We start from the raw sequence: 12779 nt of genomic DNA, 5'->3' as shown, positions 1-12779 counted from the left end.
GAGCAGTTGATCGCCGTTCGGGGTAAGCGCCCCGGGCGGGCCCGTCAGGGCGCCGATTTTGGGCAAAAAAATAGCCCCTGATCAGGGGCTATAGTGGTGCGCGATACTGGGATTGAACCTGTATCATAGAGTTCTCTCGGCTAGTTGGTTTACCAGCCACAACAGGCGTCTTACCTGCTGATATGCGTTACAGTACCCAACAGAAACACGGGAATCAAGGACCGTTTGGGGAATCTCGTAGGTATTGTTATTGCCCATATATTGCCCAAAATGGAGGGTAAGCGGATGGCGAAACGACAGGTAAGGGAGCGGCGGAGCTTCGGACGAATCCGCCAACGCGCATCCGGTCGCTGGCAAGCTGCGTACACGGGGCCGGACGGCATCGTGTACCCGGCTCCTGCCACCTTTGCCGCCAAGATCGACGCCGAAGCCTGGCTCACCGACCGCCGCCGCGAGATCGACCGGGAGCTGTGGTCTCCACCGGCTACTGCTGAGCAGACTAAGAAGGCGAAGAAGAAGGCCACGACCTTCGGTGACTACGCCAACAAATGGGTAGACGAGCGCCTAGTGAAGGGCAAGCCGCTGAAACCCCGAACCAAAGCGCACTACGGAAAACTGCTCGAACACCACATCAACCCAACGTTCGGATCCAAGCCTGTCGCCAACATCACCCGCGAATCCGTCGACCGCTGGTATCGCAAGCTCGATCCGGATACGCCAACCATCCGGGCGCACTCATATAGCCTGCTGCGGTCCATCCTTGAAACCGCCGTTACGGACGACAAGCTCCTAGATGCCAACCCCTGCGTCATCAAGGGCGCTGGACAGTCGGAGCGCAAGGTTAAACCGAAACCCCTCGACCACGACGAGCTGGCCACTCTCGTCGCCGCGATGCCCGAGAACCTGCGAGCCATGACATTGCTCGCCGCATGGGGAGCGCTGCGATTCGGTGAACTCGTAGAACTCAGGCGCGGCGATATCGCCGGGGACGTGGTTCGAGTGCGCAGGGGAGCTGTACGCCTCACGGGTGAATGGATCGAGGGGGATCCGAAAACCGCCGCTGGTAAACGAGACGTGGTGCTGCCGTCAAACATGATCCCTGCGTTACAACTCCACCTAGACAAATATGTGGGCAAAGGCAAGGACGCTCTGTTGTTCCCGCCAGTCGGGGGAGTCGGGCACCTGCAGCCCAGCACCCTGTATCGGCACTTCTACAAGGCTCGCGCGGCTGCTGGCCGGGAAGACTTGCGCTGGCACGACCTCCGGCACAGCGGTGCCGTGATGGCGGCTGTAGCCGGCGCCACCCTGGCTGAACTGATGGCGCGACTTGGACATTCGAGTCCTCAAGCCGCGCTGCGCTACCAGCACGCAGCCCAGGGCAGGGACCGCACCATTGCTGAACGCATGGCGGCACTCGCGCAGTCCACGAGCGAGTAGCTGACCGACGGTCAGGCCCGGTCCAAGAATTGATGTGATCTATGTCACATTTAAAGGAGAAGGCTTGCTTTTCGAGGGCTGGTCAGGGGTGCCCCTGAAGTGCTGAAAGGGCAGTTCAGGGGCACTTGTTTGAGCCGAGACTCGACGGAACGTCTTCCGGTGTCTAGTTTCTAGACCCCCTCAACCAAGGGAAACGTATGTTCGAATATTTCCATGACTTTCACGCAAACGGCACCATCTGAGGAAACGTTGCTGACGCTGCGGCAGTCAGCCGACTACCTGCACGTCACCGACCGCACTGTGCGCAACTACATTGCGCGCGGCCTAATCCCGGGAAGGCGGATCGGACCAAAGCTTCTCCGTATCCGATTCAGCGACCTGGAACGGTTTGCTGGCAGTTAGGCATCCGGCAAACACGCAGACCCTACAACCGAATAAGTGCAGTGACTACCACATCAAAGTCGCTGAACCACAACTGAATAAGTGCCCGCATGAGCCCTATACGACGGGAGGTGCGACTTGACGCACCCAAAAAATGAACCGGCCCCGCACCACCAGGACCGGCCCACCACGAACCACATTCTCTCTCAACAGTTTAGCGCACTTGACCGACGTCGCAAAGCGGCGCACCGCTGCCAGCCTCTCGAATGCGGATGTCAGGATCCCTGGATTTGTCGCTGTCACGATCCGGAACTCACTGACCAGCAGATAGAAGCTGCTATCAATGCCGCCGAACTTCTTCTCCAGCACGGCCTAATGCCACTGTTTACGATCCCCACGCGGCGCGCACTCTGGCGTGTAGGCCGGCGCGATCTCGCCACCCTCACCGAGGTCGTCGCATGACGACGGTCGAGGTAGAGCCTGAAGTCAACCTTCTCGCTGGAATTATCACTGCTGCCGAACTCCACAACGAGGTCTTTCCTGAGTTGGTGCAGTTCGTGCACGGCATCGTGCAGGAGGGGTTCGGCATTGTCGCTGGCCCGCCAAAGCTCGGAAAGAGCTGGTGGACATTGAATCTTGCGCTCGCGGTGGCGGCAGGTGGCTCCGCGTTCGGCAAGATCAAGGTCGATCAAAAACCGGTTCTGTTGCTGGCGTTGGAAGATTCACGACGAAGGTTGCAGTCCCGGATCCGAGCTGTGTACGGCGCCGACATGCCGCCACACAAGCTGCACATCCTGACCTCAGTACCGCCTGGCCTACTTATTCCAACGATCACGACCTGGCTCATCGGCAATCCTGGCGGGCTCATCATTCTTGACACGTTGGGACGCGCTCGTCAGCAACGCAAGCGGGCTGATGATCCATACCTGGCCGACTATCAGGCAGGTGTTGCGCTGAAAGAGATTGTCGACGCCTTTCCGGGATCAGCACTGCTCGGTGTGCATCACACGCGCAAGGCGTCCTCAGATGACTTCGTTGATGACTTGTCTGGCACCCTCGGCCTAGCCGGCTCAGCAGATTACGTGTTAGTGCTGAGGCGGTCGCGCGGCAGTAATGACGCCACGTTGCAAGTCACAGGACGAGATGCTCCTGAGGGGGAATACGCCTTCACCACAGCAGAAGGCGCTTGGACCTTGTCGGGTTCCGACCTAGCCTCGGCTGCAACCGAGGCTCAGACGCGGCGTGAGACGAAGAATCTGGGCGACCGGGCACTCGACGTATTGACCGTCGTGAACGACCGTGCCCCGCATTTGCACACGACAGCGTCTGACGTGGCCGAAGCGCTTGGCATCGCCAATGACCAGGCTCGCGTCTATCTCAACCGACTGGCGGGTGCTGAGCGGATTGTCAAAGCCGCACGCGGTGCATATACGAGTGTTACGACCGTTACGAGTGTTACGAACGGCACTGTTGCGTACCTAAACCCAGCTCTTATCAGCGAAAACGATGCGAACGTAACAGTCGAAACAGACGTAACACCTACCTGCCAGTGTGGCACTGCTCTTGTCATACAGGGCTCCATTGAGAGCGGGCAATGCATGGAGTGCTCGTACTTGGGAGGCTCCGAATGACGCTCCCAGAAACGATCCCCGAGGCAGCACCATCTACAGATGATCTGGCAGGTTGGCGGATCGCGGTCCGCTGTTCTGTTTGTGGACATTGGTTGACCGATCCCGCCTCTGTCTTGGCTGGCGTCGGACCGAAGTGCGGCGGTGTAAGTGAGTGATCTCGAAGGGCTTTTCGGGGCGCTCTCCGATGTCCCCCGGTTAGAGGGTGCGAAGTGTGTCGGCAAGCATGAATTGTTTGATGCGCGTGAGGAGCGTGAGTCTGTCGAGCATGCGGCGGAGCGTCACGAGGCTGCCATTCATCTCTGCCGGTCCTGTCTAGCGCTTTCAGCCTGTGCTGCGTGGTTTGACTCTTTGCCGAAATCGAAGCGTCCTGGGGGCGTTACGGCGGCACGCCCGAATCCGATGCCGCCTGGCCGGCCTGAGCCCCGACAAATCGCGTGAGGTGGGCCAACCGCCGTGGAGGCGCGCAGTTTCCTTCGCATCCGGAACTGGCGATCATGATGCGCCAGCCTCGATCCCCTCTGGAGTTCGAATCCGCAACCGACAGTGAACTATCGGAATATCGCGACGCGCTCAACGAGGCTCTGCTTTGGGGGCACCTTCCGCCACAGGATTCACGCTTGCTGGTCGAACTGTACCGGCGTGGTGGCAAGGACCGGCGACTGGCGCGTACAGCAGCATCACGAATCACGATGGCGGAGGGCGGTTTATGAGCCTCAGCGAGCGTGAGATATGTGACGCGTACCGAGTTGTCTCAGCTGAGATACGGCGACGAACTTTGAACAAACCCAAACCGATTCCGGTTGAGGGTTGGGTGGGTCACTTGTATGAGCGTCTTGACCAAGAGGTCCGCGCCATGTCGTCACGGCGACATGAAAAACAGGGCACCACTGGAGAATTAGATCCAGAAGAAGAATGGATCGGCACCACCATCGCATCCAAGATCCTCGGGCTCACAGTGCGCCAAACTCAGCGCCTCTTCCGGGACCTCGATGGCATAACCGTGGGCAAGACAAAGATCTTTCGCCGCTCCATCGTTGAGGACTACGCGGAGGAGAAACGCCGTGGGAACACTGCAAGCAGCCTTGGAAGAGGCGCTAGCGGCGCTGCCTGACGATGAGTGGGACGCCCTCCAGGTTCGGGTTCGTGGGCCTCTTTGTGAGCACCCCATCGGAAAGGCGCGAAAGCGCCGTGGCGCAACGGGAGTGGTCGATGAGGGGGTCGGCGTATGCCAATCCTAGTCGACGTTATAGCGCGCCTCGATGAGCGTTCTGCCGCTGTTGCCGCTGCCAGGATTGAGCGCCAGTTTGGTGCTGCTGGTACGTCGGCTGGTGATGCTGCGGGTCGTGGGATGTCTGCGGCGATTGATCGGTCTACGAGCAATATTGGGCAGCGGGTTACGGGGCAGTTCACGACGCATGGTCAGACTGCGGGCAGGAACTTCGGTACCGGGTTTACCGGGCAAGTCGGCCAGACTGTGGGCAACACGAGTGGTTTCACGTCCGCCCTTGCCGGATATCAGGGTTCCGCTACTCAGGTTGGTTCGCTTGCCGGTAAGGCTCTTGGTACGGCGTTCACGGTCGCTGCCGGCGGTCTGATCGGCGCAGCCAGCCTCACCCTGTTCAAGGGTTTTGAACGCTACAAGTCGATTGATGCGGCGAAGAACCGACTCGAGAATCTGAACCGCACCCTGGAGTCGACCGGGCGTGCGGGTATCGATGTGAAGGCCGTGATGGACACGGTCACGCAGGCAGTGACGGATACACCGTTCGCGATGGACAAGGCGTTCTCTGTTGCCACTCGGGCGTTGGCGTCGAACACGGGTGATCTGAAGCGGTTCATGACCGTTGTCACGGATGCTGCCGGGTTCGCCGGGGCTGGTGTTGATGAGATCGGTGGCGCGTTTTTGAAGATCGCGAATACCGGCAAGGTGTCGATGGAGGAGATCGGTAACGAGCTTCGGAACATTCCGATTCTTCCTTGGCTGCAAGAGCAGTTGGGTGTTACCGGTGGTGAGCTTCAGAAGTTGATCTCTGATGGCAAGGTCGGCCTGAACGATTTGATGAAGGCTGTTGAGTCGCATGCGTCGGGGTTTGCGAAGGCATCTGGCGACACCATCGAGGGCGCCATGTCGAACATGCAAACGTCGGTGGCCCGCCTGGGTGCGAACTTCCTGGGTGCGATTTTCGGGAAGCCCACTGAGGACGGCAACGAACTCGTAGAGGTGCTGAAGACGCTGCGAGTCCGCGTCGATGACGTCGGAGGATGGGTAAACGCACACCAGGGCGACATTCGAAAGTTCTTCGAAGACGGTGTGGCAGCAGGCAAGACGATCCTTGAACTGTTGAACGAGCTGAAGAACGCTCTTGGCGGCACGGAGAACACCATCAAGATCGTTGCCGCCGCGTTCATAGCGTGGAAGACGATCGGTGTCTTCAAGACTGTCAGCGATCTCGTTGGGATGTTCGGCAAGGCTGGCGGCGCACTGGATGTGTTGCCAGGCAAGGCCGACAAGGCTGCCAAGGGCATCGGTGCCGCTCTTGCTGGGATACAGATTCCGGCTTGGTTGGCAACGCTGATGAAGTGGGGCGGTCCGGCGATGGTCGGGTTGCAGTCCGATCAGAAGGACGCCACTGACCTTGGGTTGCCCGAGGTGAAGTTCGACAAGGATGGGCGCGCATACTTCGATACCCCGCAGAACAAGTTCAACGTTCCCGGGTATGGAGGCGGCAGCGGCCTATTCGACTATGACGACTGGCAGGCTCAGGTCCGCCCCAACCCTGCCCGCCGTGACGGCTTGGCTCCCTTCTCGCTGAACGGCCCCGCTGGGTATGCGCCTGCCGGCAACCCGATCCTGGATGCACCAGGTAGCGGAGCTGGTTCAGGTTCCGGCCCGAAGCTGCCCGACGCCCCAGTGGTCCCGTATGACACCAGCTTGCCGCCCGGAATCCTCGGGATGCCCGCTGACGCTTCAGTGTTCGGTGCTGAGTCCAGCTTCCTAGACGCCCGCCAGAAGTTGGCCGAAAAGTCAGCTCGTGTTGCGCAGTTGGAGCGTGACGCCAACGCAACCGAAGACGACCGGCTCAACGCCCGCAACGAAGCCGCAATGGCACAACGCGACTTCGACGCGGCTGAGATGCGTATGGGTGAAGCTCGTCAAAACCAGTATGAGCAGTTGACGAAGCAGTCGGACAAGTACGCGAAGAAGCTTGAAGGACTGACCAAGGATCTTGGCGATGTTGGCGCATCGCTGGATGCGGACTTCGGTATCTCGAAGGGCTTGGTTGGTATCGCCGAGAACATCACGAAGTTCGTCGCCAACCTCGCCGCCGCACCACTACTCGGCCAATTGTCAGCCATCGAGAAGGCCAATCCCACGCAGGGTGGACACGGGATGATGGGTGTGCTCGCCGCGCAAGGCGCATTCGGGCCGATGTATCAGAACAACCAGTACGCCGACCTGGTCAGCGGTCTCAGCGGCGGCAGTGTCGCTGGCGCGATGAGTTACCCGGCTGCTGCTAGCGGAATGCCCTTCGGCCCAAGCGGTATGGCCAAACCGGGTGAATCCGCACGAGACTTCGCCCACCGCGTAATGATGCCGTTCTGGAAGCAGCAGGGCCTCACCGTCGGCGATCACGCCGCAGACTATGCGGGCGAGCATCAGAACGGTGCGCTGGACATCATGGTCAAGGACCTTGCCCAGGGCCAACAGGTTCTCCAACAAGTGCTCAGTGACCCCAACGTCTACGGCGCGATCTTCGACAACAAGACGTACGGCTACGGCCACGGCTTGACGCCGCAGGACTACAAGTCCGGCCACACCGGTAACCCGACGCAGGATCACCAGGACCACGTCCACGCTTGGTACAAGCCCGGGGGCAGCAACAACATCACGCCGACACGTGTCGGTCCCGCATCGATCGGGCCTCCCGCTTCCCCGGCCACCGTCGGTGCACCGAGCTACGGCCCAGCGTCGAACACTCCTGCGCTGCCGCCACTTACCGGCGTCCCGTCAATGCCAGGCGGTCCGATGGCTTCCGGCATGCCACAAGGGCTCCCAATGGGCGCCCCGCTCAACACCACACAGATCGGTGCAAACGTGGCACCCGCATCCGGCTCAGGCTCCGGCGGCATCGCTATGGATGGCGGCGGCGCCATGGGCATCGCGATGCAGGCCGGCGGAATGGCACTCGACGCAATGGCTCCTGGCGCAGGCCAAGCCGCACAAACCGGCATGAAACTCATCAACCGGGCAATCCAGTACGGCGGACAGGTAGCCGGCATCGGCGCCCAAGGCTTGATGGAAACGTTCCTGCCTACAGGTGGCAGCGAGTTGGCGAGCAACAACTGGCTCACCCGCATCGTCGGCGGACTCGCCGGAGCTGCACCCGCTCTACCCAACCTTGCAGGCAAGGGTGCTGAACCGTTGCAGCCCAACCAAGTCGACCCCAACACCACCCAACACGGCCAAGGCGGTCAGCCGGGCCCCACATTCGGCGACATCAACGTCACCACAACCCGCGACGACGGAGCAGCCCAAGGCCGAGACATCGGCTACCACCTGCAAAACATGTACGCCGCACCAGGAATGTAAGCAGCACCACCACATTTAGAGGAGAACAACCACATGGCAATCGGAAACGGACTCTACGCAGAACCCGGCGACACACAGTCGATGTACCCCGAACGGGACAACTACGTCGCACCGCCCCCTCCCGACGAGTACCGCATCGACCCCCAGCCGGTCAAGGTTCGCGCCGCAAGAACAGAAGGCACCGTCGTAGAACAGGCGCACGCCGCGATCGTCCACGCGTACAACGAATTCGGCAAACACCTCAAAGCGGTCGACGCCAACAAGCACCGCTACTCAACCGACGGCTACCGCGAACAGATCGACGCATTCAACAACACCGACGCCGTGAAGGTGATCGATGACCACGTAGAGCGAGTGAGAGCCCGCCGCGATGAAGCCAAACAGGAAGCCGACAATGCCTTCCGCGCCCTCTCACCAAACGGCGACGTAGCCGCCGAATCCCGAGCCACCCGCTACTGGAACCGCGCCGAACGACTCCTCGACAGTACGAAAGGCGACAAGCTTGGTGTCGCCCGCGAACTCGTAGCCAAAGCAAGCCGCGAAGAACTCGGGACCCTCCTCCAAGAGCTACCGACCTACCTGCAATCAGTCGGATCTCCCAGCAGTTGGATCGACTCGGACGTGGCGACAGTCGTACCCGAATACAGCGCAGCCAAAGCCAAACTGAATCGCGCCGAGCAGGCTCTCCAGCTCATCAGTGCCGATGCCAGCAGGATCAAGCAAGGCTTCGTCGCACACCGCATTTCCGTGCCGCCTAGTGATCCGTCCAAATACGACCCGGACCGGAAAAAGAAGTAGACCAAGAGCTTCGGGTGGCGAGCTAACCGCCGCAACGGCACCTGCTCGTGACTCCGCCCGAACGGTACGCCCGAGGTAGTCACCCTCAACGGCGCACCACCCGGCGCACACCGCACTGGCCTAGACACACCAGGGCAGGACAGCGCCACAACGGCCCCGCCCCCCACACCGGTTTTCTTCCCATGCACGGTGACGGGGCGGGGCCACCACAAAGCTTGCGCGGCAGTGCACCTGAGATTTCTGGTGGTTGCGATCTCGGACGCCGCACCCGCGCAACGGTGCCGCCCAGTTGTCTCATGTCGTTCGGGCTGGGCGGCACCACCCAAACATCACGCGTAAAAGGAGCACTCACAATGCCTTTGATTCACCCGCACGAGGAAACTGTCAACCAGATCCTCAAAGACTTCGAAAACGACGCCAACCGTGAATCGTTGGAGATCCGTCTCCGCTTCACTAAAGAAGCGGGAACACAGAACGTCCGCTACGCGGGAGCGGGGTACTGACCATGACCGCACCCATCGACCCCACACAATGGGTACGACTGCGCGGGCTCTACGGACGCACCCTCAGAGCCCAATGCGAGCAACAAGAGCCCAACGATCCACATGCCGCTCAATCCCTATTCACACAAAAGATCTACGCCGCAGAACCACTCACCATCAGCGGTAACCAACTCGACCACTTCGACGGGCCAGTCCCAACCGCCTCCGACGTCCCAATCTTCATCGACCGACACACCCGCACCTACGTCGTCACATCAGATGACAAGGTGCGCCTAGCAGACTAGCGAGACGCAACATGCCGAGAGCGCCGAAAGTCTGCACTGCAGATGGATGCACGACACTCGTGCACGGCGGCACCCGCTGCCCGCAACACCCATACCCATACGGCTGGGGAACCAGCAACTGGAAGAAGCCCAAAGGCTGGGACGCCACACGTGCCCGAATCCTCGCCCGCGACAACGGCATCTGCTACCTCTGCAACACCCCTGGCGCCACCGAAGTCGACCATGTTCGCAACCAAGCACGCGGTGGAAACGAAGACGGCCACAATCTCCGAGCTGTACACAAGGATTGCCATAAGAAGAAAACAGCACGGGACAGGCACAAGAAATGAACAGAGCACCGATCCGCCGCGACGCAGTACAACTAGTGCGCTGCGCTCGCCACGGGAATCCCCGAATGCGATACGCAATCCTCGCCGACTACGGGATCGATGAACACGATCACCCCATCGTGGACCTGTTGATCCACCTCGCCTACTTCGTCCACGAACTGGTCGAAGACAATCCAAAGACTGGCTCAACCTGGATGGAGATCCGTTACAACAACCTCGTCTGCGGGCCACACGAAGACGCACATCGGTTTGTCAACGCAGCATTCGAAGGTGACTGGGAAGCGGTGTGGAACAACATTCGCCACTACACCGACGACCTTCCCGACGACGTCGGCAAGCACGGACCCAAAGGCGCTGGGGAACTGATCTGGCAGCTCGCCGACTTAGGCAACAGCGTCCTTCGGACGGTCCCCGAAGGCTGGGACGAATGGCCAGAGTCGTTCTACCAAAGCACCTTCGAGATGGACCTCGGTGATCACGATGAGGATCCAGACTGACTAGACCCCCTGGCCTGGACCCCCTACCCGCCGTCCCCTCTCAGTAGCGGATGGAAGCTGATGATTCTTGTCTGTACGGTTCCCCAGGTTTTCGAACCGCACGCCCCGCATTAAGGAGTAATTGCATGTGGAGCAGGAGAAAGCCGGCCTTGATTCCGTGCGGTTGGTGCGGGCATCGGGTGCCTGAACGCGTCACTGGCAGACGGCGCCGTTGGTGCTCTGATTCCTGCCGGATGAAGTCGTATCGAGCCCATAGAAAGCGGCGTTGTGATGTGCACTGTGACGACACCAGCGATGCAAAAGGGATCGGCGACACCCGATTGGTGCGCTGAACCCACGACCTGTGTGTAGAGAAATGACGGGGCTGGTTTTAGCCCTCCATCTCCTTCTTAACTTCCTCGCGCGCCAGCTCACGCGCCTCGGCGTAGTAAGCCGTCGGGTTCTGGAGGATCTTCTCTGCGCGCTCGTTCAGCTCGTCATGAACGGGCTTCATCGTCACTGCCATCGCAACCCGCCTCTCGTATAACTACTGACATAGATAGTGTACGTGCCGGTAAGCCTATTGCTGGCCAGCACCAGGGACAACCTGAGCGATCGTGTTGGCGACCGCGATCAGTCCCGCCATGGCGCGCAGGAGGTAGACGTCGCGTTTGTCGAGGTCACCGGCTTTCGGCGCATCAACGGTCAGCATGCCGTATGCGGTGCCGTGACCGACGACCGCAACAGATATGAAGGTCTTGTACGTCTGATCTCCGTCATCCGCCCAATGCGGCAGAGGTTCCTTGATGACATCACGGCACCGGACCTGACCATCGGTCATCACCAGCTTGATCGCGTCCGCCCCCCGGGGGGTTGCGCTCGTGAACTCGGAAAGAACTGGGTCTGCCCGACCCGCCTGCTCCTCCAATACGAGCTGTTTGAGTGGGGCGGCCTGTGCCGGCTGGGCTGTTACTTCGACCAGCTCAAAGTAACAAGACCGTGTCATTAACCCAGGACCGACGATATCTGCAGCGGCCCGAACGACGATGGCTCTAATTTCGTTCCGCAGGGCTGCTGGGTCCTCGACAGTGCGCCTGACTATCCGCCGCAAGACTGGGTTCAGAGTAAAACTCAAGTGGAGCCGGGAGCGCGTAAGGTCGCTTATCTCTGTCCGCTTCCGCCGCCAGGCTGCATATGCGGGGACTCCGGCAGCCAGCAATACGAAGAAGATTTGCCCGCCGAACCACCGCCAGTCATAGGTGCCATCTGCGCGCTTGACGAACAAGGTGCAGGTTGGCACTCCGACAATCGCTACTACCGTCAGAATGAACCTGCTTAACGTTCCCCACTTGACAGCCATGGCACTGACCCCCGTGCAGTTCCGATGCTCGCAGTATCCTCAAAAGTTATCGCTGATGAGCATCGGCCCACAGCCGATTCCAAGGAAAACCCTTGGCATGTAGTGTCAACAATTTTCACTCGGAAATAATGCTGCTCAGACTGACGGCTCGCGCATCGGACAAGGCGGCCCGATCTGCCCAGGTCGGGCAGACGAAAGACCAGGGACTCACGGCGCTTGTTTTGCGCGATCTTGGTAGAGCCTTAGGAAATCTTCCATCAGCCTCGTCGCAGGCCACGCGATGCCAAGCAAGCGTTTGTAATCTGTGGTCAAGCGAACAAGCGAGACACCTTCGTCCGCGGTGGAACGTTTCTCCATCGCATTCATCCCAATATTGGCCCAGGGTCGCCCGTGCGCGAAGCCGGAGCAAACTTGCCAGATTAAGTAGGGTCTGCGGGCCAACGAATACTGATCTGCGTATTGCAGTGCTTCTGAAGAAGTGTAGCCATCTCGTATCCGCTTAAGATCACAGTCGGCTGCACGCGCGATGTCTACAAGTTTGTCGAGCTTGGGCGCTAATGGGGTCTCGTTTGGCATACCTTTTGTAGCTCTGCTTTGGTCTTTGAAATTCTTTGCCCACCACCGCATTGCTCGTTCAACTCTGATCCGCCGGTCAGGTGGATGTAGCAGCCAAAATCCAGCACCGAAATTTTCGAGGGCTCCACGAGCGAGGCTGTAGTCGGCAGACGAATGGATTACGGACGAATCTATGACCAACGTTTTGAGGGCGTGCAGATGGTCTACGCCAGCGTTGAGACACCATCGTGCGCAGTGGGATAGGTGGTAGGGACTGCTGCAGGCATCGTCCCCGGCAAGCTCAGACGATGTCTGCACAATGAAGTCATCTGGGTCCTGGATGCGTGCCACTACCCCCTCGATCGCCGAAGCGATCTCCAGCCATTTGTTTGAGACAATCTCATCAGTTAATCCATCGGACTCGGCCACTGTGC

General features: G+C 59.8%; 13 protein-coding genes. 9 read left to right on the top strand and 4 right to left on the bottom strand.

Features of this window, described 5'->3' with window-relative positions:
• The first annotated feature begins 285 nt into the window (after positions 1-285).
• Entirely contained in the window at positions 286-1437 is a 1152-nt protein-coding gene (locus tag G6N57_RS23710; RefSeq protein WP_077741697.1) for a tyrosine-type recombinase/integrase, read from the top strand.
• Between the two features lie 213 nt (positions 1438-1650).
• Entirely contained in the window at positions 1651-1839 is a 189-nt protein-coding gene (locus G6N57_RS32330) for a helix-turn-helix domain-containing protein (RefSeq protein ID WP_077739139.1), read from the top strand.
• 96 nt (positions 1840-1935) lie between these two features.
• Here G6N57_RS32330 and G6N57_RS23700 read toward each other — a convergent pair whose 3' ends face one another.
• The gene (locus tag G6N57_RS23700; protein WP_162563910.1) at positions 1936-2187 is read right to left on the bottom strand and encodes a hypothetical protein; all 252 of its coding nucleotides are present in this window, start codon (positions 2185-2187) and stop codon (positions 1936-1938) included.
• An 89-nt stretch (positions 2188-2276) separates the two neighbouring features.
• On the opposite strand from G6N57_RS23700, the gene G6N57_RS23695 reads away from it, so the two are divergent.
• The 7 genes from G6N57_RS23695 to G6N57_RS23665 all read left to right on the top strand — a co-directional run bounded on the left by G6N57_RS23695 (position 2277) and on the right by G6N57_RS23665 (position 10451).
• The gene (locus G6N57_RS23695) at positions 2277-3449 is read left to right on the top strand and encodes an AAA family ATPase (RefSeq protein ID WP_077739140.1); all 1173 of its coding nucleotides are present in this window, start codon (positions 2277-2279) and stop codon (positions 3447-3449) included.
• Positions 3413-3604 (top strand): DUF6011 domain-containing protein, encoded by a 192-nt coding sequence (locus G6N57_RS32325; protein ID WP_407665949.1) that lies wholly within the window; start codon positions 3413-3415, stop codon positions 3602-3604. Before G6N57_RS23695 ends, G6N57_RS32325 begins: the two co-directional genes overlap by 37 nt.
• Positions 3605-4797: 1193 nt before the next feature.
• A complete protein-coding gene (locus G6N57_RS23685; RefSeq protein WP_197908751.1) occupies positions 4798-8040 on the top strand; it encodes a tape measure protein in 3243 nt (1080 codons plus the stop codon).
• 33 nt (positions 8041-8073) lie between these two features.
• Positions 8074-8838, top strand: coding sequence for a hypothetical protein (locus tag G6N57_RS23680; RefSeq protein ID WP_077739142.1), 765 nt, complete (start codon positions 8074-8076; stop codon positions 8836-8838).
• Between the two features lie 296 nt (positions 8839-9134).
• Positions 9135-9341: a hypothetical protein gene (locus G6N57_RS23675; protein WP_133118366.1), complete on the top strand. Its 207-nt coding sequence runs from the start codon at positions 9135-9137 to the stop codon at positions 9339-9341.
• Positions 9342-9636: 295 nt separating this feature from the next.
• On the top strand, positions 9637-9954 hold the full coding sequence (locus tag G6N57_RS32320; protein WP_077739143.1) for an HNH endonuclease: 318 nt from the start codon (positions 9637-9639) through the stop codon (positions 9952-9954).
• Between the two features lie 119 nt (positions 9955-10073).
• Complete coding sequence (locus tag G6N57_RS23665) at positions 10074-10451, top strand: hypothetical protein (protein WP_133118365.1); 378 nt, start codon at positions 10074-10076, stop codon at positions 10449-10451.
• Positions 10452-10821: 370 nt separating this feature from the next.
• On the opposite strand, the gene G6N57_RS32220 is transcribed toward G6N57_RS23665, so the two are convergent.
• From G6N57_RS32220 to G6N57_RS23655, 3 genes are all read right to left on the bottom strand, one after another.
• Positions 10822-10944: a hypothetical protein gene (locus G6N57_RS32220; protein WP_268950327.1), complete on the bottom strand. Its 123-nt coding sequence runs from the start codon at positions 10942-10944 to the stop codon at positions 10822-10824.
• 66 nt (positions 10945-11010) lie between these two features.
• Positions 11011-11790 (bottom strand): GAF domain-containing protein, encoded by a 780-nt coding sequence (locus G6N57_RS23660; RefSeq protein ID WP_077739145.1) that lies wholly within the window; start codon positions 11788-11790, stop codon positions 11011-11013.
• Positions 11791-11997: 207 nt separating this feature from the next.
• Positions 11998-12774, bottom strand: a complete 777-nt coding sequence (locus G6N57_RS23655; protein ID WP_133118364.1) for a hypothetical protein — start codon at positions 12772-12774, stop codon at positions 11998-12000.
• Positions 12775-12779: the final 5 nt, after the last annotated feature.

The sequence above is a fragment of the Mycolicibacterium boenickei genome, assembly GCF_010731295.1.
Taxonomy (GTDB): Bacteria; Actinomycetota; Actinomycetes; order Mycobacteriales; family Mycobacteriaceae; genus Mycobacterium; species Mycobacterium boenickei.
The sequence above is the reverse complement of the archived record's forward strand: the minus strand, read 5'-3'. Positions and strand labels throughout refer to the sequence as shown.